The following is a 19,339-nucleotide window of genomic DNA, read 5'->3' as shown; positions in this document are numbered from 1 at the left end:
ATGCTTTCAAGCCACATCGGAATACGTCCCGCATATTGCGTTTTGAGCAGGAAGTGTTCCAGGTTTGTGGCATTTCTCGCAGGGTCGACGCGACTCCTCAGGTGAGCGGGCTGCGCTTTGGGTAAACTGGCAGCAACTTTTCCTTTTTTCCGTCATCTGTCGCACGTTCGCGTTGCAATCGATGGCGGTCTCCCACGATGTCCAGCAAAACCCACGAAATCCGTCCGAACCAGTCCGTCGAGTTGTTGAAGGAGCTTCACATCCTCACGCGCGACGGCAAGATGAACCAGGACAGCCGCCGCAAGCTGAAGCAGGTCTACCACCTGTTCCAGTTCATCGAGCCGCTGCTGAAAGACCTCAAGGACCAGCAGGGCGCGGTGACGCTCGTCGACCATGGTGCCGGCAAGTCATACCTAGGTTTTATCCTGTATGACCTTTTCTTCAAGGAGTTTCAGGACTCCGCTGGTGGGGCGTCGCACATTTACGGCATCGAAACACGCGAGGATCTCGTGACGAAATCCGAGGAGCTGGCCGAGCGGCTCGGCTTCAAGGGGATGTCGTTCCTGAATTTGTCGGTGGCGGAGTCTATTACGTCAGACCGATTGCCAGCACAGATCGATATCGTGACGGCGCTGCATGCGTGCAATACCGCGACTGACGACGCGCTCCGGTTTGCGCTGGAAAAGCGTGCGAAGTACATCGTGGTGGTGCCGTGTTGCCAGGCCGAGGTGGCGGGGGTTTTAAGGCAGAACAAGAGTAAATCGCTGGGGAATGCGTTGACCGAGATCTGGCGGCATCCGTTGCATACCCGGGAATTTGGCAGCCAGATTACTAATGTGTTGCGCTGCCTGCAGCTTGAAGCGCATGGCTATCAGGTGAGTGTGACCGAGCTGGTCGGGTGGGAGCATTCCATGAAAAATGAGCTGATTATTGCCCAGTTCAAGGACCTGCCGAGACGGCGGCCAACCGAGAGGCTGAATGAAGTGATGGAGACGCTCGGGATCGAGGAGCTGAAAGAACGGTTCTTTGTCTCGGCCTGATCCGTCCTGCGGCGGTGGCTTTTTCGTAGCCACCGCGCGAATTACTTTTTCATCAATTCATTCCAGCCTTTAAGACCAATTCGCCGAAGCGTCTCCTGATTCCGTTCATAAATAGCTTCTGCATCGGGAAAAGCCTGAACCGCCCGTTCGATACTATCTTCGCGAAGCAGATGCAAAATCGGATAGGGCGCGCGATTCGTATAGTTCTCGATATCGTCGGGCTCGCTGTCTTCAAACTGATAATGCGGGTGAAAACTGGCAATCTGAATAATGCCTTCCAGCCGAAGTTGCTTGATCATTCTTTCGGAAAAAAACAGGCAATCGTTATAGTCGAGAAAATCGCTGAGCGCGCCCGGTATCACCAGAAGCGTGGTATCCACCGCGTCAGGATTCGCCGCGACGAGTGTCTGAATCTCGGTTTCGAGATCGGCTAACACTCCTTCCATATCCACGGCATCGCTCACGGCATAGCGAATCTGCCCCTTCACATGCACGGCTTTGGCGAAGGGGCACAAATTGAGCCCGATCACGGCCTCCGTCAGCCAATGACGAGTGGCGGCGATAACAGCATCATGAGATTCGGCGGGCGACGACATGGCAAGCAGCGAAAGAGGAAAGTGCCATTCTAACGGCGCGCAACGGCACCGATCCGCACGCGGCCACAACAGGACGGCCCAATCCTCACCTCGCTTGCGTCCCGCGGCACGCCGCGGCGATCAACTGCGCCGCCACCTTCGGTGCGGCAAGAATCGGCCCGCAGCCCGGGCCGTAGGTCTGGCTGGCCGCGTACACGCCTTCGATCATCAAACCCAGCCCGTTGGCCAAGGCCACCGGATCGTCGGCGCCTGCCGCGGTTGTCAGTTCCAGAAGCCGCGCCATCAGCCGTTCCTTGTTGCGAAACACGAATTGCCGCGCCGGATGTGTCGTGTCGGAAAACTCCACGGCCACATTCACGAAAGGACAGCCGCGGTAATCGTCAACCGATGCGCGCACCGCCAGGTCGTCGAAATATTGCTGAAGCTGCCTGGCCGGTTCGCCTGGATGCTTGGCAAAGCTTTTCTCCACATAGCCGAAAAACTGCTCGTCCTTGCGCTCCAAATACGCTATCACCAATTCGTCCTTCGACGAAAACTGGCGGTACAAGCTCATCTTGTTCACACCCGCGCGCTCGACCACCGCGTCGACGCCAACCGTTCGCACACCCTCGCGATAGAACAGTTCGTCCGCGGCGCGCAGCAGATGCTGCTGCGCCTCCGGGCCGGCCGTCTGCGTGCCGCGTGCTCGCCGTGCGCCGGTTGGCTTGAGGGTTTCACTATCGGACATGGATGCCACCTGAATTGAATTGATGCCTTGACATGTTACCGACCAGTAACTAACATCGCAACACCATTGTGACAGATCTGTCACAAGTCCTTTACCGAAGCCGTAACAATGCGAGCGGCGCGGCCTGCGGGGCAGGCGTCGATTGGAGAACTGATGAACTGGGCAGCGAGACTGATTGGCGGACGTTTCCACTACGGCTGGTTGACCGTGGCGGTGGTATTTCTGGTGCTGCTGGCGGCGGCGGGCACGCGCGCCACGCCGAGCGTGATGATGGTGCCGCTGGAGCACCAATTCGGCTGGAGCCGTGCGACGATTTCGCTCGCCATCTCCGTGAACATCGCGCTGTACGGCCTGATGGGGCCGTTCGCGGCCGCGGCGATGCAGCGCTTCGGCGTGCGTCCTACTCTGCTGATCGCTCTCGGCACGATGGCGGCGGGTGTGGCGTTGTCGTCGCTGATGACGCATCCGTGGCAGATGGTTCTGATCTGGGGCGTGATGGTCGGCGGCTCGACGGGGGTGGCGGCGCTGTCGCTGTCGGCGACGGTGGTGACGCGCTGGTTCACCACACATCGCGGCCTTGTGATGGGGATTCTCACGGCCAGTTCGGCGACCGGCCAACTGGTGTTCCTGCCGATGCTCGCGGCCATCGCCGAGCACTACGGCTGGCGCCAGGTGGTTTGGGTCGTCGCGGGCGCGGCGGCGGTTGTATTGCCGCTGGTCGCGTTCCTGTTGCCGGAGCGGCCCGCGGACATGAAGTTGCGCCCGTTCGGCGAACCGGCCGACTCGCCGATTTCCAATTCCGTGACCAAGCAGAATCCGTTGGCCATCGCCTTCGGCACGCTCGCCATGGCGAGCAAGACGCGTGATTTCTGGCTGCTGTTCTTCAGCTTCTTTATCTGCGGCGCGAGCACCAACGGTTACGTCGGCACGCACCTGATCGCAATGTGCGGCGACTACGGCATGAGCGAAGTGCAGGGCGCCTCCTTGCTTGCCGCCATGGGCATCTTCGATCTGTTCGGCACGACGCTGTCGGGCTGGCTGTCGGACCGTTTCAATAGCCGCGTGTTGCTGTTCTGGTATTACGGTCTGCGCGGTTTGTCGTTGATGTATCTGCCGCACGCCTTCGGCATCGATTTCTTCGGGCTGCCGTTGTTCGCGGTGTTCTACGGACTCGACTGGATCGCCACTGTGCCGCCCACCGTGCGTCTCGCAACCGATGTCTACGGCAAGGAAGCGGCGCCGGTCGTGTTCGGCTGGGTGGTCGCCGGCCACCAGCTCGGTGCGGCCTTCGCGGCGCTCGGCGCGGGCATGCTGCGCGCGAGCCTCGGCACGTACACGGTGGCGTCGATGATTTCCGGCGGGCTGTGCCTGGTTGCCGCAGTGATCGTGCTGCGGATCAACCGGCCAGCCAAGGTGCCGGAGCCGCAAGCGGCCTAAAGCTGCGGCCCTGTGCACTGCGAACAAAGCGCCCTAGAGCAAACGGCCTCATACGAGGCCGTTTGCCATTGCAGCAGAAGTGAAAACTAAGTGTGCACTTGTTGGAGCGCTAGCGGCTCAGCCCGGTTATGCTATGAAGCCCCGGGCAGCCGCCCGTCGATCATGAATTTCGACCGAGAGAAGCGCATGACCAACAAACCCGCCCCTACCGCAGTTGCTATTCACGAGCTGATTGCAGGTCGCTGGAGCCCGCGCGCCTATTCGAGCGAGCCGGTGAGCCGCGAGGATCTGCATTCGGTGCTCGAAGCGGCACGCTGGGCGCCGTCTTCGTATAACGCGCAACCGTGGCGTTTCCTCGTATTCGACCGTAGCGTCGATGAAGTCTCGTTCAAGCAGGCTTTCGCCACGCTGGTGCCGTTCAACCAGGGTTGGAATGCGTCGGCGCCGGTGCTGATCGCGGTGACCACGCACACGCTCACCAACAAGGGCGAAGTGAACCGTTGCGCGCCGTACGACGCGGGTGCTGCCGCGATGGCGCTGGTGCTGCAGGCACATGCGCTTGGTCTTGCTGCGCATCAGATGAGCGGCTTCGATCCGAACGCGTTCCGCACGGCGTTCAAGCTGCCGCACGACGTCGATGTGATCGCGATCATTTCGCTCGGCCATTACGGCGACGTCGATAAACTCGATCCGGTGCTGCGCGAGCGCGAGAAGTCGGTGCGTCAGCGTTTGCCGCTTGCTGACATCGCTTATGGCGGTGGCTGGAAGAAGGCGTTCTGAGCATCTTGCAGCCTTGGTGGTGAAAAAAACGCGCGGCGCTGACCGCGCGTTTTTTATTCCGGATTGTCAGCGGCGCTCTTAGACAAGTCGTTCGTTTCCCGCCGTCCGAGTCGTTCGAGGCGCGTGCTTCATTCCTCGCCGTCCGCGACGCTCGAAAGCGGCGTGGCGACATTCTCAAGCGACTTGCGCTCCGCATCCACACCCCAGATCGCGACGATCACCGCGGCGGCGAGCATCAGCCCCGAGCCGACCAGATAGCCGAAAAACACTTCGCTACGCTGATGCGTATCGATCAGACGGCCGAAAAACGCCGGGCCGATGATGCCGCCCAGAGCAGTGCCGAACGCGTAGAACACCGCGATCGCCAACGCGCGGATTTCCAGCGGAAATGATTCGCTGACAGTCAGGTACGCCGAACTCGCGGCTGCCGAGGCGAAGAAGAAAACGACCATCCACGCGATCGTCTGCGTCACGACGGTAAGCATGTGCTGCTCGAACAGATAGCCGCTCAGCGTCAGCAGGATGCCGGACAGCGCGTAAGTCGTGGCGATCATCTTGCGTCGCCCGATGACGTCGAAGAGCCGACCGAGTACCAGCGGTCCAAGAAAGTTGCCGAGCGCGAACGGCAACAGATACCAGCCGATATGGTCGCCCGGCACCTGATAGAACTCGGTCAGCACCAGCGCATAGGTGAAAAAGATCGCGTTGTAGAAGAATGCCTGCGCGGTCATCAACGACAGGCCGACCAGCGCGCGCCGTCGGTGCACGTTGAACAGCGTGTGAAACACCTCGCGCAGCGGCGTATGTCCGCGTGCCCGCAGTCTTAGCCGCGTGAGGTCGTCGTCGGCGAGTGCATGGCCTTCGCCTCGAAAGCGCGTTTCGATGCCGTCGACGATCGAATGCGCGTGACGTTCGCCGCCATGCGTCAGCAGCCAGCGCGGACTTTCGGGCACCCAGATGCGCATCGGCAGAATCCCCAGCGCCAGTACCGCGCCGATGAAGAAGCAGGCGCGCCAGCCCCAGTCGCCCGGCAGCAGATTCGGGTCGAGCAGGACCAGCGAACCCGCCGCGCCGAGCCCCGCGCCGACCCAGAAGGTGCCGTTGATGCCGAGATCGGTCCAGCCGCGCACCCGCGCTGGCGTGAATTCCTGGATCGTCGAATTGATCGCCGTATATTCGCCACCGATGCCTGCGCCGGTGAGAAAGCGAAACAGCAGAAAACTGGCGAGATTCCACGAAAAAGCGGTCGCCGCGGTAGCGGCCAGATACAGCGCGAGCGTGATGAAAAACAGCTTGCGACGGCCGAGCCGGTCGGTCAGCCAGCCGAAGCCGAGCGCGCCGAGCACGGCGCCGGCAATGTAGGAGCTGCCGGCGAGGCCCACGTCGGCGTTGGTAAAGCGCAACGATGGGCTAGACTTCAACGCACTTGCGACAGCGCCTGCGAGCGTCACTTCGAGACCGTCGAGCAACCACGTCACGCCCAGCGCGACGACGATCTGCGAGTGAAAGCGTCCCCACGGCAAGCGGTCGAGCCGCGAGGGCAGGTCGGTTTCAATAACGACGGCGTTTTTCTCGTGGACAGCGGCGGTAGGCGGCGCGCTCATTGCTGCAAGTCTCCTGATTATCGAAAATTGGCGGCGTATCCTGTCGAATTCAGCAATTTTTGTTCCGTCGAGCGGACCTTGGTCAGTATTGCGGGCATCCCGGAAAGCGTCAGTTGATGCTGATTGGGCTTTCGTGATACAAAGCCGCTCCCCTTTCTGTCCGCGCCAGCCGTGAGCGGCGATTCCTGCCATGAACTATTGCGCGATTGACTTCGGTACTTCCAATTCGGCCGTGGCCGTCCCTGATGGCGCTGCGCTTAGGCTTGCGCCGGTCGAGGGCGCCTATACGACGCTGCCGACCTCCGTCTTTTTCAACACCGACGAGAACACCCGCGAATTCGGGCGCGCGGCGTTGGCGGCGTACATCGACGGTTTCGACGGCCGTCTGATGCGCTCGATGAAAAGTATTCTCGGCTCGCCGCTCGCCGAGAATTCGACCGATCTCGGCGATGGTTCGGCGATCAAGTACACGGACATCATCGCGATTTTCGTCGACCATCTGAAGCGCTCGGCCGAGAAAAGCACTGGCGGCCCGATCAGCCGCGCCGTGCTGGGCCGTCCCGTGTTCTTCGTCGACGACGATCCGCGCGCGGACCAGATGGCGCAGAAGCAGCTCGAAGCGGCGGCGCGGTCAGTCGGTTTGCGGGAGATTCACTTTCAGTATGAGCCGATCGCGGCTGCGTTCGACTACGAATCGCATCTGACGGAAGAGGGGCTCGTGCTGGTGGCCGACATCGGCGGCGGTACGTCGGACTTTTCGCTGGTGCGGGTGGGGCCGGAGCGGGTGAAGCGCGTCGAACGCAAAGACGACGTGCTGGCCCACCACGGTGTGCATGTTGCGGGCACGGATTTCGACCGCCGTGTCGAACTGGTGACGATCCTGCGCGAACTCGGCTATCAGACGCTCGACCCCGAAGGCCGTGAGATTCCGAGCCGCATTTATTTCGATCTGGCCACCTGGCACCTGATCAACACGGTCTACGCCCCGAAGCGCGTCAGCGAACTCGCGCTCATGCGGCATCTGTTCCTCCAGACCAAACATCACGACCGCCTGATGCGCGTTGTGGAACGCCGCTTGGGCCATGCATTGGCTGCTCACGCGGAAGAAGCGAAGATCGGCGTGGCGGCGGGTGGCGAGACCGTGATCGACCTCGACGAGGTGGAAGACGACCTCCGCCTGGCATTCGACGAAGCACAGCTCATCAAGGCCGGTCAGGACGAGACGCAGCGCATCGTGCAGGCGGCGCGCGATACGGTGCAGGCGGCCGGAGTGGCCCCGCGCGACGTCAACGCGATTTACTTCACGGGTGGCTCGACCGGATTAGCGTTTCTATCGGGCGCATTGGCCGCGGCATTTCCGGATGCCAAAGCGGTATTCGGTGACCGTCTCGCCAGCGTCGCGACAGGTCTCGGTATTCACGCGCGGCGTCTGTTCGGATAACCAAATTGATCAAACGCATACTGCGGAGATAATCGCCGCATACTGTTACGACGAATATAAAAAAAACCCCGCCGAGGCGGGGTTTTTTGCGTCCAGAAGGAAGCGTGCTTGCTTACACCGGCTTGATGTTAGCAGCTTGCTTGCCCTTCGGGCCCGTCTTCACTTCAAACGTAACCTTTTGGTTTTCTTGCAGCGTCTTGAAGCCTTCCGTGCGGATTTCCGAGAAATGCGCGAACAGATCTTCGCCGCCGCCGTCCGGCGTGATGAAGCCAAAGCCCTTTGCGTCATTGAACCACTTGACGGTACCGGTTTCCATATTACTTGTTCCTAAAGATGGTAAATAAGGCCGAAGCCCAATGGGTGCGCATGAAAATCAAGGAAGGGGTAATGGGACCAACCGGAGTACCGTTGATGGGCGAACTACGAAAGACCAATTCACTCGCCGCTTGAAATCCTGCCCGAACATTATACGGCGATTTCGGGCGAAGGTCAACACTCTTGTCCCAACTTTACAAGATTTTGATGGATTGGCGTAGAAGTTGCTTACAAAGCTTGCTATTCGTCCGAGAATTTTGCTAGGGAGAACCCTTAGTTTCGCTGCAACGTGCGGGTGCAACCGTTAAACTACGCGCCGCGCGTCGGTTGCACCTTATTTTGGGCCGTCGCGCACGCATGCGCGTCACCCCGTCCCCAACGCCACAAGCGATGTCACGCGGTGTCGGCATGGTTCAGATGCAATCTGCATGGGACCGGAGTAAGTGCTTAACCACCGGTTCCGGCCGACATAGGAGAAGATGTGAAAAGTTCTATACAACGGAACATCGGACCGGTCGCGCTGTTGCTGACCGGCTTGGGTTCCATCATCGGATCGGGCTGGTTGTTCGGCGCGTGGAAGGCTGCAAAAATTGCCGGGCCGGCTGCCATCTGTGCATGGGTCATCGGCGCGGTGGTGATTCTCGCGATTGCCTTGACCTACGCAGAACTCGGCGCGATGTTCCCGGAGTCCGGCGGCATGGTGCGTTACGCGCGTTATTCGCACGGCGCGCTGGTTGGGTTCATCAGTGCATGGGCCAACTGGATCGCCATTGTCTCGGTGATTCCAATCGAGGCAGAAGCATCCATTCAATATATGAGCACCTGGCCGTATCCATGGGCGCATGCGCTATTCGTGGATGGGTCATTAACGACCAATGGGCTATTGCTGTCCGCGGCCCTCGTGATCATTTACTTCTTGCTGAATTACTGGGGCGTGAAGCTGTTCGCGCGCGCCAATTCGGCGATCACGGTCTTCAAGTTCCTGATTCCGGGTGCGACGATCGCTGGTCTGATGCTGTCGGGTTTCCACAAAGAAAACTTCGGCGAAGTGAGTACCTTTGCGCCGTACGGCTGGTCGGCTGTGCTGACAGCCGTGTCGACGAGCGGCATCGTGTTCGCCTTCAACGGCTTCCAGAGCCCGATCAACCTCGCCGGTGAAGCGCGCAATCCGGCCAGAAGCGTGCCGTTCGCGGTGATCGGCTCGATCCTGCTGGCGCTGGTGATCTACGTGCTGCTGCAGATCGCGTACATCGGCGCGGTGAACCCGGGCGATGTGATGAAGGGCTGGAGCCACTTCAACTTCGCTTCGCCGTTTGCCGAACTGGCCATCGCGCTGAACCTGAACTGGCTGGCTATCCTGCTGTACGTCGACGCGTTCGTCAGCCCGAGCGGTACCGGCACGACTTACATGGCGACCACCACCCGCATGATCTACGCGATGGAGCGCAACAACACGATGCCGAAGATGTTCGGCAACGTGCACCCGTTCTACGGCGTGCCGCGTCAGGCGATGTGGTTCAACCTGCTGGTGTCGTTCATTTTCCTGTTCTTCTTCCGTGGCTGGAGCTCGTTGGCGGCGGTGATCTCGGTCGCGACCGTGATCTCGTACCTGACTGGCCCGATCAGCCTGATGGCGCTGCGCCGCGCGGCGACGGATCTGGAGCGCCCGCTGCACATTCCGGGCATGAAATTCATTGCGCCGTTCGCTTTCGTGTGCGCGTCGCTGATCCTGTATTGGGCGAAGTGGCCGCTGACCGGCGAAATCATTCTGTTGATGGTCGTCGCGCTGCCGGTCTACTTCTATTTCCAGGCGAAGTCGGGTTTTGGCGGTTGGGGGCGTGACCTGAAGGCTGCATGGTGGCTCGTGGCCTACCTGCCGATCATGGCGATTCTGTCGCTGATCGGCAGCAAGGAGTTTGGCGGCCACGGCCTCCTGCCGTACGGCTGGGACATGCTGGTGGTGGCCGTGTTCTCGCTGGTGTTCTACTACTGGGGCGTGAATAGCGGCTACCGTTCGGAATACCTCGAAGAACGTCAGACGCACGACGAAGTGCTTGAAGGCATAGGCGCACACTAAGGTGCTGCGCTGAGCCCTTCGCCGGATCGCCGGACCGCCGGATCGTCATGATTCGGCCCGGTATGAAAAAAGCCCGCCTGAGTTGCTCAGGCGGGCTTTTTTGTTGGCGGCGCTTTGGCCTTGGTTAGACCTTGCTTCGGCGTTACTTAGGCGTTGAATCAGGCGGTGCCGAACACGTAATTCGTCATGGCGAGCGAGCGCTGATAGGTTCCGAGCGACTGAATCGCCAGCGAATAATCGTCGTCCGCCGCACCCAGTGCCGCGAACACGGGCAGCAGATGCTCGTCGGTCGGATGCATCAGCACCGCGTGCGGCGCCTGGCGGCGGTAGTCGAGCAACGCGTCGATGTCGTGCGCGGCGAGCCTGGCCTCGAACCAGTCGGTGAATTCGGCCACGCGCGGATCGGCATCTCCCGGGCGCGCGGAAAAATCCGCAGCGCGCAGGTTGTGCGTGATCTGGCCCGAGCCGATCACCATCACGCCGTCATCTTTCAGCGAGCGCAGCGCGCGACCCACCCGGAAGTGATGGGCGGCGTCCATGTGCGGCTGGATCGACAGTTGCGCGACCGGTATGTCGGCTTCCGGGAACATCAACAGCATCGGCACCCAGGCGCCATGGTCGAGCCCGTGCGGCTGGGCGTCGGCAAGGATGCCGTGTTCGCCGAGCAGCACCGCGGCCCGGCGCGCCATATCGGGCGCGCCGGGAGCCGGGTACTGAATCTCATACAACTGACGCGGGAAGCCGTAGAAATCGTGGATGGTCTCAGGCGCCGTGGACGTGCTCACCACCGGTTGCGCCGTGCCCCAATGGGCCGACAGCATCAGCACGCTCTCAGGGCGCGGCAATTGCGCCGACAGTGCGCCGAATTCGGCGGACGGCAGGGAAGGGTCGATCGGCAGCGTAGGTGCGCCGTGGGAGAGGTAGAGCGACGGTAAGCGATTCATGGCAGCAACGCCGCCGCGGGAATGCGGCGCGGAAGTAGGGTTGCTATCAATATAGGTCTGTACCGGCGTTTGATAAACGGGTAAAAACGGAATTGATTGTGTCGTCGGTGTTGTTAATGGCCATGGAGCGATTGTGGCGCGCCGCTCGTTAGGCCGTGGCAATGCATGGCGCCTGCCTTCGCGCCACGCGCGGCGGCAGTATGTCGCCCTGCGAATTATTCCTGCGTGCCGCGCAAACCTTGCCACGCCGGCGACATGGCCGGCCCCAACGCGAATAGATCCAGCACGCGCGCCACCGTGTGATCGACCATTTCGTCGATCGTCGTGGGTTGGTTATAGAAAGCAGGCAAGGGCGGAAAGATCACGCCACCCATTTCGGTGACAGCCGTCATATTGCGCAGATGCGCGAGGTTTAACGGCGTTTCGCGCACGAGAAGCACGAGCCTGCGGCGCTCTTTGAGCGTGACATCGGCGGCTCGGGTGATCAGGTTGTCGGAAAAACCGTGTGCGACGCTTGCCAGCGTCTTCATCGAGCACGGCGCGATCACCATGCCATCGGTCGCAAACGAGCCGGACGCGATACTTGCGCCGACGTCGCGCACCGAATGGACGACATCCGCGAGCGGATGCACGTCTTCTTTGCTCAACTGGAGTTCGTGCTGGATATTGAGCCACCCAGCGCTCGAAATCAGCAGATGGCTCTCGACGCCGCCCAGCCTGCGCAACGTCTCAAGCAACCGGATGCCGTAGATGGCGCCGGTCGCGCCGGTAATCGCAACGATCAGCCGGCGTGGCGCCGCAGCACGTGTTTCCATGGCTCGCGGCGCCTTATCGGAGGACAACAAAGGTTCGGACAGCGGCTGCTTAGGCCGCGGCGAACAGTTGCTGCAGTTCGCCCGATTCGTACATTTCCATCATGATGTCCGAGCCGCCGACGAATTCGCCCTTCACGTAGAGCTGCGGAATGGTCGGCCAGTTCGAGAACTGCTTGATACCCTGGCGGACTTCGTCGTCTTCGAGCACGTTGACGGTCTTGATTTCGCCGACGCCGCACGCCTTCAGGATCTGGATGGCGCGGCCGGAAAAGCCGCACATCGGGAACTGGGCGGTGCCCTTCATGAAGAGCACGACGTTGTTTTCGTCGACGATTTGCTTGATGCGTTGTTGCGTATCCATGACTGACCTTGCGGTTCCGTTATGTGTAGGGAATAGGCTGAAATGATAGCGGATTTCGGTAAGACCGGCCGAGGGCCGCTTCGCCACCTCGGCGATTAGGGCCATTTATCGAGGTCAGCCGGGCCATCGTCCGCCGCTGATTCGCTCGATGCCGGCGAGATCCTGCTCCGAGCGGACTTGCGTAAAACCCTGCACCGTCAGTAGACCGCGCACGGCTTCCGCCTGATCGTACCCGTGTTCGATCCACAATACGCCGTTGGCGGCCAAACGTGTGGGCGCGCCCGCGACGATCTTGCGGATCGCGCTGAGGCCGTCGGCTTCGTCGGTGAGCGCGCCGCGCGGTTCGAAGCGCAGATCGCCTTCCGACAAATGCGGATCGCCGCTCGCGATATACGGCGGATTGCTGACGATCACGTTAAAGCGCAATGCTGCGTCGAGCGAGCTGTACCAGTCGCTTTGCTGCAAGTCCACGGCGCTACCGGAGCGTTTGGCATCAAGCAGGCGCGCGGCATTACGTCTGGCCACCACCAGTGCTTCGGCGGAACGGTCCAGCGCCCAGACCTGCGCGTCGGGCCGCATCGACGCAATGGCCACGGCAATGGCGCCGGTGCCGGTACCCAGATCGAGCACGCGCGGCCGCGAGACGTTTTCCATCGCCGCCAACGCTGTTTCGACCAGCAATTCGGTTTCGGGACGTGGAATCAGCACGTCCGGCGTCACTTCGAAATCAAGCCCGAAAAATTCGCGCGCGCCGACCAGTTGCGCCACCGGCTCACCGGCGACACGCCGTGCCTCCAGAGCCCGGTATCGTTCGATTACCGGGCCGTCGAGAGCCTCATCGCTGCGCGTAATCAATTGCGTATGCCGCCAGCCGAGCACGTGCGTGAGCAGAATCCGCGCTTCGAGTGACGGCAGTGGCGAGGCGCGCAACAGCGCGGCAGGTGTGACCAGGTCCATTTGCGCTTAGTCCGCGTCGCCCAGCGATGCCAGCAACTCGGCCTGATGCTCGCTGACCAAGGCCGCGATCAATTCGTCGAGATCGCCGTCCATGATTGCGTCGAGGCGATACAGCGTCAGATTGATCCGGTGATCCGTCAGACGCCCTTGCGGAAAGTTGTAGGTGCGGATCCGCTCTGAGCGATCACCCGAGCCAATCAGGCTCTTACGCGTTGCGGCTTCCTTCGCCTGCTGCTCGTGCGACTGCTTGTCCTTGATGCGCGCGGCCAAAACCTTCAGCGCACGGTCCTTGTTCTTGTGCTGCGACCGGTCGTCCTGACATTCGACGACGATGCCCGTCGGCAAATGCGTGACGCGCACGGCCGAGTCCGTCTTGTTGATGTGCTGCCCGCCCGCGCCGGACGCGCGGAACGTGTCGATGCGCAGATCAGCCGGATTGATCTCGACTTCGCCGATTTCGTCCGCTTCCGGCATCACCGCGACCGTGCACGCCGAAGTGTGAATGCGGCCCTGCGTTTCGGTGGCCGGCACGCGTTGCACGCGATGGCCGCCCGACTCGAACTTGAGCTTGGAATAGGCTGCTTCGCCGGCGATCCGCACGATCACTTCCTTGTAGCCGCCGAGGTCCGATTCGCTCGCCGACATCATCTCCACTTGCCAGCGATTGCGCTCGGCAAAGCGCAGGTACATGCGCAGCAAATCGCCCGCGAACAGCGCGGATTCGTCGCCGCCGGTACCGGCGCGGATTTCGAGGAAGATGTTGCGGTCGTCGTTCGGGTCTTTCGGCAGCAGCATTTTCTGCAATTCGGCGCCGAGTTTTTCCATCCGCTCGCGCGCCGCGCGAATTTCTTCTTCCGCGAAGTCGCGCATCGACGCGTCCGCCAGCAGTTCCTGCGCGGTCGCCGCGTCGTTCATCGCCAGGCGCCACAGCGCGTAATGCTCCACAACCGGCCCGAGCTCGGCGTGTTCACGCGTGAGCTTGCGGTATTGGTCGAGATTCGAGGTGATGTCCTCGCGGCTCAACAGGTCGTTCAGTTCGGCCAGCCGGGTAGTGAGCTGGTCGAGCTTGCGTTGCATGCTCGTTTTCATCGGACGGGTATCGGAGCGGACTCCGGCAAAGACGACGACTAGGGGAGTGGGCAGATGCCCTGGTCAGAAGCATGTCGCGGGCCACTCAGTGTGGCGCGGACGGTGCGGCGGTGGCTGTGCCGCTAACGCTCCGTAGAACCGGAGTGTTTGTAGAAACCGCTCATCAATTCGATGAGCGTGTCACGGTTCTCGCTGCTCGCGCGATTGAGCGCGTGCGTGGGGCCGTGGATCAGTTTGTTGGTGAGCGATTGCGACAACGCTTCGAGCACCGCTGCGGGGTCCTCGCCGCGTGCGAGCATTTTCTGCGCGCGCTCGACTTCGGCGCGACGCAGCACGTCGGCCTGTGTATGCATGTGGCGGATCACCGGCACGATGCTGCGTGCGTCGAGCCATTGCATGAAGTTCTGCACACGTGTTTCGATGATCGCCTCGGCCTGCGCGACCGCGGCTTGCCGCGACGCATTGCCTTCGCGCACGATCGCGCCGAGATCGTCGACGGTGTACAGGAACACGTCTTCGAGCTTGCCGACTTCGGGTTCGATATCGCGCGGCACGGCCAGATCGACCATGAAAATCGGCCGGTGACGGCGCGCTTTCACGGCCCGCTCGACGGCGCCCAGCCCGATGATTGGCAAGGTGGACGCGGTGCACGACACGATGATGTCGAACTCATGCATGCGGGCAGGCAGTTCCGAAAGCGGAATGGCCCGGCCGTTGAAGCGTTCAGCGAGGCGGGTGCCGCGCTCAGCCGTGCGATTGGCGACGACGAGTTCGCGTGGCTGCTGTGCCGCGAAGTGCGTAGCGCACAACTCGATCATTTCGCCCGCGCCGATGAACAGCACGCGCTGGTTTGAAATCTTGTCGAAAATCCGCTGTGCGAGCCGCACGGCGGCTGCCGCCATGGAAACCGACTGCGCGCCGATTTCCGTCGTGCTGCGCACTTCTTTCGCAACGGCGAAGGTGCGCTGGAACAACTGGTTCAGATAGGTGCCGAGCGCACCGGCTTCAGACGCCGTGCGTACCGCGTCCTTCATTTGTCCGACGATTTGGGTCTCGCCCAGCACCATCGAATCGAGTCCCGAGGCAACGCGGAACGCGTGACGCACGGCTTCCGACTGCGGCAGCGCGTAGACATGCGGCGCGAGTTCGTCGACGGGGAGGTTGTGGTACTTCGAGAACCACTGGATCGCGGCTTCACGCACGGCCTGGTCGTCGGTCGCGCAGTAGAGTTCGGTGCGGTTACAGGTGGACAGAATCGCAGCTTCCGGCGCCGTGCGGGCGGTGCGGCCAAGCCAGACGCTCTTGAAGGTGTCCAGTGCAGGCTTGATCTGTTCGAGCGGAAACGCTACGCGTTCGCGCAAGGCGACAGGCGCAGTGTGGTGATTGATTCCGATCGTTAGAAGCTGCATATGGGGAGCTATGGTTTAGCTCAATATTATAGCGTTTCCACAATTCTTACATTGTGGATGCGTCACCCGGCCTCCACAATGGCGTCCGGCGGGATGGCGTCGAGTTGGTAGCCATAGCCGTAGAGCGGTGTCAGGCAGTACCCGTGCTCGGGTCGCAACTGCAACTTGGTCCGCACGCGCGATGCATGGGTGTCGACGGTGCGCGACTGTACGTCGCGGCGGCGAGTCCAGACCGTTTCGAGAATATGCGCGCGCGACACCGGCCGTGACAGATTGGAAAACAGCAGCAGCGCAAAGCGGAACTCCTTCGGCGTCAGGGCGACCGTCTGATTACGGAAGCTGACGGCGAACTGCGCCGCGTCGAACGCATAGCCACCGATCGTGTCGCGCCGCCGGTTGGACGGTCGCCGCAGGCCCGCGCGCCGTAGCAGCGCGTCCACTCGGGCCAGCATTTCCGGGCCGCGGACCGGTTTGGTCAGACAGTCGTCGGCACCGGCGTGCAGCACGGCGACAATCTGGCTCTCGCGTGGCTCCGACAGCAGCACGATCACCGGCAAGTTCGGCAGGATCGAGCGGGCGCGCGGAATCAGGTCTTCGGCGCAATGGTCGCCGGCCCAGTTTTCAGTGATGAGAAGATCGAAGAATTCGTCGGCGGCGCGATGAAGAAACGGCGTGCTCGCTGTGAAGTGCTGGCACGCATGGCCGCCGGCAAAGATCAGCCGGCCGACCAGGGTGGCGTGCCGTAGATCCGGCTCGATAAGGGCGATTCGCATGGCACGCTTTCAGCTTGGCAATTACCCGGACTAGGTTTCTCCGTAAGGCTTACAGCTTGCCTAACATCACCCCGACCCCTAAACTCAACCGCTATGCGGAAAGCGCCGTGCTGAACCTCTATAGTTAATGAGACAAAAATGCTATCTGTGTTGGCCTCTTGCGCCCATGAGACGAATCTGAAATTGCGCGAGACCTGGCGCTAATGGGGTGGCCCGGAATCCTGGTGCTGGGCGCGGTGATTGGCCTGGCGGGTTGGTGGCTGCATCCGCTGCGCCGCTCGAGCCGCGCCTTATGGTGGGTGGCGCTCCTGACCGGCGTGCTGGGCGCGGGTGTTGCGCGCATGGCCGGCAACGTGGTTGGTCTCTTTCATGATGGCGATACGCTCGAATGGCCGGTATGTACCGCCGTCGCGCTGATCGCCGTTGCCGTGACGGTCGGCTTGCTTTCCCGTCGATGAATACTTGCAGGTGACTCCGATGAATGCCCGACTCCCCGAAACTTCCTCCATCCCCGAACGGCTCGCGACATTGCGCAATGCGATGGCACGCGAAGGTGTAGCCGCCTATCTGGTGCCGTCCTCAGATCCACATCTTTCCGAATACCTACCTGGGCGCTGGCAAGGCCGGCAGTGGTTGTCGGGCTTCACCGGCTCGGCCGGCACGCTCGTCGTGACCGCCGATTTCGCTGGCGTGTGGACCGACAGCCGCTATTGGGAACAAGCCAACGCACAACTGGCCGGCACCGGCGTTCAGTTGATGAAGATGACCGGCGGCCAGCAGACCGCGCCGCATTTCGAATGGCTTGCGCAGAACGTCGCGACCGGCGATACGGTCGGCGTGGACGGTGCCGTGCTGGGTGTGTCGGCGGCGCGCGCTTTGAGCCAGGCGCTTTCCGCGCACGGCGTGAAGCTGCGCACGGACGTCGATCTGTTCGACGCGATCTGGCCGCAGCGCCCGTCGCTGCCCGTCGCAGCCGTGTTCGAGCATGCCGCGCCGCACGCGAGCGTCGCCCGTTCGGAAAAGCTCGCGCAGATTCGCCGTGCGATGGCGGAAAAGGGCGCGCAGTGGCACTTCATTTCCACGCTCGACGACCTCGCATGGCTTTTGAATCTGCGCGGCGCCGACGTCAGCTATAACCCGGTGTTCGTGGCGCACGCGCTGATTGGTCCGGAAAGCGCGTCGCTCTTCGTCGCCGACGGCAAGGTGCCGCAAGCGCTGGCCGATGCGCTCGCACGCGACGGCATCAGCGTCGAGCCCTACGCGAAGGCGGCAGAAGCGCTGGTCGCGCTGCCGGCCGGCAGCACGCTGCTGATCGACCCGCGCCGCATTACCTATGGCTCGCTGCAGTCGGTGCCGGCCACGGTGAACGTCGTCGAGGCGGTCAATCCGTCCACGTTCTTCAAGTCGCGCAAGACCCAGGCAGAAGCGGAGCATGTGCGCGAGACGATGGAACAGGACGGCGCGGCGCTCGCCGAATTCTTCGCGTGGTTCGAAGGCGCGCTGGGTCGCGAAACGATCACCGAACTGACGATCGACGAGCGCCTGACGGCAGCCCGCGCACGCCGTCCGGGCTTCGTGTCGCTGAGCTTTGCGACGATCGCCGGCTTCAACGCGAACGGTGCGATGCCGCACTACCGCGCGACCAATGAGTCGCATTCGGTGATCGAGGGCAACGGCCTGTTGCTGATCGATTCTGGCGCGCAGTATCTGAGCGGTACGACCGACATCACCCGCGTTGTGCCGGTCGGCACCATCAGCGAGGCACAGCGGCGCGATTTCACGATCGTGCTGAAAGGCACCATGGCGCTGTCGCGCGCGAAATTCCCGCGCGGCGTCCGTTCGCCGATGCTCGACGCGATCGCCCGCGCGCCGATCTGGGAAGCCGGCGCCGATTACGGTCATGGCACCGGTCACGGCGTGGGCTATTTCCTGAACGTGCACGAAGGCCCCCAGGTGATTTCGCACTACGCGCCGGCCGAACCGTGCACCGCGATGGAAGAAGGCATGATCACCTCGGTCGAGCCGGGTATCTACCGGCCGGGCCAGTGGGGCGTGCGGATCGAAAACCTGGTGCTGAACGTGAAGGCGGAGAAAACCGAGTTCGGCGATTTCCTCAAGTTCGAGACGCTGACGCTGTGCCCGATCGATACACGCTGCCTCGACCTGTCGCTGTTGCGTGACGACGAGCGTGCATGGCTCAACGCCTATCACGAGATGGTGCGCACGCGCCTGTTGCCGCATGTGTCGGGCGAGGCCAAGGCGTGGCTCGAGTTGCGTACGCAAGCTATCTGATCTCATCGCCACGACCTTACTGACGGAGCGTGCATGGCCATCAAGGCAGTCGTGTTCGATTTCGGCGGCGTGCTGATCGACTGGAGCCCCGAGTACCTGTATCGCCAGTTGATCCCTGACGAAACGCAGCGCCGCTGGTTTCTGACGCACGTTTGTTCGATGGATTGGGTGATCCGTCAGGACGGTGGTCAGCCGATCGTCGAGGGGACAAACGAGCTGATCGCGAAGTTTCCCGATCACGCGTCACTGATCCGCGCGTTCTACGAACGCTGGCACGAGATGGTGCCCGGTGTGCTGGAAGCGGGCGTGGCGATCATGGAAAAGCTCGAAGCGGTCGATGTGCCGCTCTTCGGGCTGACGAACTGGTCGGCGGAGACGTTTCCGTATGCGTGGGAGCATTTCCCCGTGCTGCGGCGCTTCCGCGACATCGTCGTGTCGGGCCGGGTGAAGCTGGTGAAGCCCGATCCGGCGATCTTCGCGGAAATGCGTCAGCGGATCGAGGCGCAACTGCCGGGCATCCAGCCGGGCGAACTCGTCTTCATTGACGACAATCTGAAAAACGCCGAGGCCGCGACGACACTCGGCTGGCACGGTGTGCATCACACGAGCGCCGCAAAAACGGAAGCAGGACTGCGCGAATTGGGCGTGCCGGTCTAAGCGCGAGATGCCGCGTTCCGGGGAT

General features: G+C 61.9%; 19 protein-coding genes. 8 read left to right on the top strand and 11 right to left on the bottom strand.

Annotated features, from left to right (window positions below; all coding sequences use genetic code 11):
• Positions 1 to 197 precede the first annotated feature (197 nt).
• On the top strand, positions 198 to 1,040 hold the full coding sequence (locus M0D67_RS23110) for an SAM-dependent methyltransferase (protein ID WP_154561018.1): 843 nt from the start codon (positions 198 to 200) through the stop codon (positions 1,038 to 1,040).
• Positions 1,041 to 1,081: 41 nt separating this feature from the next.
• Here the strand turns inward: M0D67_RS23110 and M0D67_RS23105 are convergent, their stop codons facing one another.
• A complete protein-coding gene (locus M0D67_RS23105) occupies positions 1,082 to 1,636 on the bottom strand; it encodes a DUF1415 domain-containing protein (protein WP_154561020.1) in 555 nt (184 codons plus the stop codon).
• A gap of 85 nt (positions 1,637 to 1,721) precedes the next feature.
• Positions 1,722 to 2,363, bottom strand: a complete 642-nt coding sequence (locus M0D67_RS23100; protein ID WP_154561022.1) for a TetR/AcrR family transcriptional regulator — start codon at positions 2,361 to 2,363, stop codon at positions 1,722 to 1,724.
• Positions 2,364 to 2,516: 153 nt separating this feature from the next.
• Between M0D67_RS23100 and M0D67_RS23095 the strand changes: the two genes are divergently transcribed.
• Positions 2,517 to 3,800, top strand: a complete 1,284-nt coding sequence (locus tag M0D67_RS23095; protein WP_154561024.1) for an MFS transporter — start codon at positions 2,517 to 2,519, stop codon at positions 3,798 to 3,800.
• Positions 3,801 to 3,986: 186 nt separating this feature from the next.
• A complete protein-coding gene (locus M0D67_RS23090; protein WP_171926369.1) occupies positions 3,987 to 4,580 on the top strand; it encodes a nitroreductase family protein in 594 nt (197 codons plus the stop codon).
• A 128-nt stretch (positions 4,581 to 4,708) separates the two neighbouring features.
• Here the strand turns inward: M0D67_RS23090 and M0D67_RS23085 are convergent, their stop codons facing one another.
• Positions 4,709 to 6,184 carry an MFS transporter gene (locus M0D67_RS23085; protein WP_154561028.1) on the bottom strand — a complete coding sequence of 492 codons (1,476 nt, stop codon included), beginning with the start codon at positions 6,182 to 6,184 and terminating at the stop codon, positions 4,709 to 4,711.
• Between the two features lie 190 nt (positions 6,185 to 6,374).
• Between M0D67_RS23085 and M0D67_RS23080 the strand changes: the two genes are divergently transcribed.
• Positions 6,375 to 7,625, top strand: a complete 1,251-nt coding sequence (locus M0D67_RS23080) for an Hsp70 family protein (protein ID WP_154561030.1) — start codon at positions 6,375 to 6,377, stop codon at positions 7,623 to 7,625.
• 112 nt (positions 7,626 to 7,737) lie between these two features.
• Here M0D67_RS23080 and M0D67_RS23075 read toward each other — a convergent pair whose 3' ends face one another.
• On the bottom strand, positions 7,738 to 7,941 hold the full coding sequence (locus tag M0D67_RS23075; protein ID WP_007180251.1) for a cold-shock protein: 204 nt from the start codon (positions 7,939 to 7,941) through the stop codon (positions 7,738 to 7,740).
• A 480-nt stretch (positions 7,942 to 8,421) separates the two neighbouring features.
• On the opposite strand from M0D67_RS23075, the gene M0D67_RS23070 reads away from it, so the two are divergent.
• Positions 8,422 to 10,017 carry an APC family permease gene (locus M0D67_RS23070; RefSeq protein WP_168435728.1) on the top strand — a complete coding sequence of 532 codons (1,596 nt, stop codon included), beginning with the start codon at positions 8,422 to 8,424 and terminating at the stop codon, positions 10,015 to 10,017.
• Between the two features lie 158 nt (positions 10,018 to 10,175).
• Here the strand turns inward: M0D67_RS23070 and M0D67_RS23065 are convergent, their stop codons facing one another.
• The 7 genes from M0D67_RS23065 to M0D67_RS23035 form a co-directional block, all read right to left on the bottom strand.
• Positions 10,176 to 10,961: a class III extradiol ring-cleavage dioxygenase gene (locus tag M0D67_RS23065; protein ID WP_154561032.1), complete on the bottom strand. Its 786-nt coding sequence runs from the start codon at positions 10,959 to 10,961 to the stop codon at positions 10,176 to 10,178.
• A gap of 215 nt (positions 10,962 to 11,176) precedes the next feature.
• Positions 11,177 to 11,776, bottom strand: a complete 600-nt coding sequence (locus tag M0D67_RS23060; protein WP_154561034.1) for a UbiX family flavin prenyltransferase — start codon at positions 11,774 to 11,776, stop codon at positions 11,177 to 11,179.
• 49 nt (positions 11,777 to 11,825) lie between these two features.
• On the bottom strand, positions 11,826 to 12,137 hold the full coding sequence (gene grxD, locus M0D67_RS23055; protein WP_012434475.1) for a Grx4 family monothiol glutaredoxin: 312 nt from the start codon (positions 12,135 to 12,137) through the stop codon (positions 11,826 to 11,828).
• Between the two features lie 114 nt (positions 12,138 to 12,251).
• Positions 12,252 to 13,094: a peptide chain release factor N(5)-glutamine methyltransferase gene (prmC, locus tag M0D67_RS23050; RefSeq protein ID WP_154561036.1), complete on the bottom strand. Its 843-nt coding sequence runs from the start codon at positions 13,092 to 13,094 to the stop codon at positions 12,252 to 12,254.
• Positions 13,095 to 13,100: 6 nt separating this feature from the next.
• Complete coding sequence (prfA, locus tag M0D67_RS23045) at positions 13,101 to 14,183, bottom strand: peptide chain release factor 1 (RefSeq protein WP_097390515.1); 1,083 nt, start codon at positions 14,181 to 14,183, stop codon at positions 13,101 to 13,103.
• 122 nt (positions 14,184 to 14,305) lie between these two features.
• Positions 14,306 to 15,592 carry a glutamyl-tRNA reductase gene (gene hemA / locus M0D67_RS23040; RefSeq protein ID WP_154561038.1) on the bottom strand — a complete coding sequence of 429 codons (1,287 nt, stop codon included), beginning with the start codon at positions 15,590 to 15,592 and terminating at the stop codon, positions 14,306 to 14,308.
• A 62-nt stretch (positions 15,593 to 15,654) separates the two neighbouring features.
• A complete protein-coding gene (locus tag M0D67_RS23035; protein ID WP_154561040.1) occupies positions 15,655 to 16,365 on the bottom strand; it encodes a response regulator transcription factor in 711 nt (236 codons plus the stop codon).
• Positions 16,366 to 16,568: 203 nt separating this feature from the next.
• On the opposite strand from M0D67_RS23035, the gene M0D67_RS23030 reads away from it, so the two are divergent.
• The 3 genes from M0D67_RS23030 to M0D67_RS23020 are packed head-to-tail and all read left to right on the top strand — an operon-like array spanning position 16,569 to position 19,314.
• Entirely contained in the window at positions 16,569 to 16,823 is a 255-nt protein-coding gene (locus M0D67_RS23030; RefSeq protein ID WP_154561042.1) for a hypothetical protein, read from the top strand.
• A 19-nt stretch (positions 16,824 to 16,842) separates the two neighbouring features.
• The gene (locus M0D67_RS23025) at positions 16,843 to 18,657 is read left to right on the top strand and encodes an aminopeptidase P family protein (RefSeq protein WP_154561044.1); all 1,815 of its coding nucleotides are present in this window, start codon (positions 16,843 to 16,845) and stop codon (positions 18,655 to 18,657) included.
• 33 nt (positions 18,658 to 18,690) lie between these two features.
• The gene (locus tag M0D67_RS23020) at positions 18,691 to 19,314 is read left to right on the top strand and encodes an HAD family hydrolase (protein WP_266239756.1); all 624 of its coding nucleotides are present in this window, start codon (positions 18,691 to 18,693) and stop codon (positions 19,312 to 19,314) included.
• Positions 19,315 to 19,339: the final 25 nt, after the last annotated feature.

This window comes from Paraburkholderia sp. SECH4 (assembly GCF_030511745.1).
GTDB lineage: Bacteria > Pseudomonadota > Gammaproteobacteria > Burkholderiales > Burkholderiaceae > Paraburkholderia > Paraburkholderia madseniana.
The sequence above is the reverse complement of the archived record's forward strand: the minus strand, read 5'-3'. Positions and strand labels throughout refer to the sequence as shown.

Excerpts from the sequence above, each read along its gene's own strand:
- prmC (WP_154561036.1), bottom strand. The coding sequence starts at position 13,094 with ATGGACCTGGTCACACCTGCCGCGCTGTTGCGCGCCTCGCCACTGCCG.
- M0D67_RS23100 (WP_154561022.1), bottom strand. The coding sequence starts at position 2,363 with ATGTCCGATAGTGAAACCCTCAAGCCAACCGGCGCACGGCGAGCACGC.
- M0D67_RS23090 (WP_171926369.1), top strand. The coding sequence starts at position 3,987 with ATGACCAACAAACCCGCCCCTACCGCAGTTGCTATTCACGAGCTGATT.
- M0D67_RS23110 (WP_154561018.1), top strand. The coding sequence starts at position 198 with ATGTCCAGCAAAACCCACGAAATCCGTCCGAACCAGTCCGTCGAGTTG.
- M0D67_RS23075 (WP_007180251.1), bottom strand. The coding sequence starts at position 7,941 with ATGGAAACCGGTACCGTCAAGTGGTTCAATGACGCAAAGGGCTTTGGC.
- M0D67_RS23095 (WP_154561024.1), top strand. The coding sequence starts at position 2,517 with ATGAACTGGGCAGCGAGACTGATTGGCGGACGTTTCCACTACGGCTGG.
- grxD (WP_012434475.1), bottom strand. The coding sequence starts at position 12,137 with ATGGATACGCAACAACGCATCAAGCAAATCGTCGACGAAAACAACGTC.
- M0D67_RS23035 (WP_154561040.1), bottom strand. The coding sequence starts at position 16,365 with ATGCGAATCGCCCTTATCGAGCCGGATCTACGGCACGCCACCCTGGTC.
- M0D67_RS23065 (WP_154561032.1), bottom strand. The coding sequence starts at position 10,961 with ATGAATCGCTTACCGTCGCTCTACCTCTCCCACGGCGCACCTACGCTG.
- M0D67_RS23030 (WP_154561042.1), top strand. The coding sequence starts at position 16,569 with ATGGGGTGGCCCGGAATCCTGGTGCTGGGCGCGGTGATTGGCCTGGCG.
- hemA (WP_154561038.1), bottom strand. The coding sequence starts at position 15,592 with ATGCAGCTTCTAACGATCGGAATCAATCACCACACTGCGCCTGTCGCC.
- M0D67_RS23105 (WP_154561020.1), bottom strand. The coding sequence starts at position 1,636 with ATGTCGTCGCCCGCCGAATCTCATGATGCTGTTATCGCCGCCACTCGT.
- M0D67_RS23085 (WP_154561028.1), bottom strand. The coding sequence starts at position 6,184 with ATGAGCGCGCCGCCTACCGCCGCTGTCCACGAGAAAAACGCCGTCGTT.
- M0D67_RS23020 (WP_266239756.1), top strand. The coding sequence starts at position 18,691 with ATGGCCATCAAGGCAGTCGTGTTCGATTTCGGCGGCGTGCTGATCGAC.
- M0D67_RS23025 (WP_154561044.1), top strand. The coding sequence starts at position 16,843 with ATGAATGCCCGACTCCCCGAAACTTCCTCCATCCCCGAACGGCTCGCG.
- M0D67_RS23060 (WP_154561034.1), bottom strand. The coding sequence starts at position 11,776 with ATGGAAACACGTGCTGCGGCGCCACGCCGGCTGATCGTTGCGATTACC.
- M0D67_RS23080 (WP_154561030.1), top strand. The coding sequence starts at position 6,375 with ATGAACTATTGCGCGATTGACTTCGGTACTTCCAATTCGGCCGTGGCC.
- prfA (WP_097390515.1), bottom strand. The coding sequence starts at position 14,183 with ATGAAAACGAGCATGCAACGCAAGCTCGACCAGCTCACTACCCGGCTG.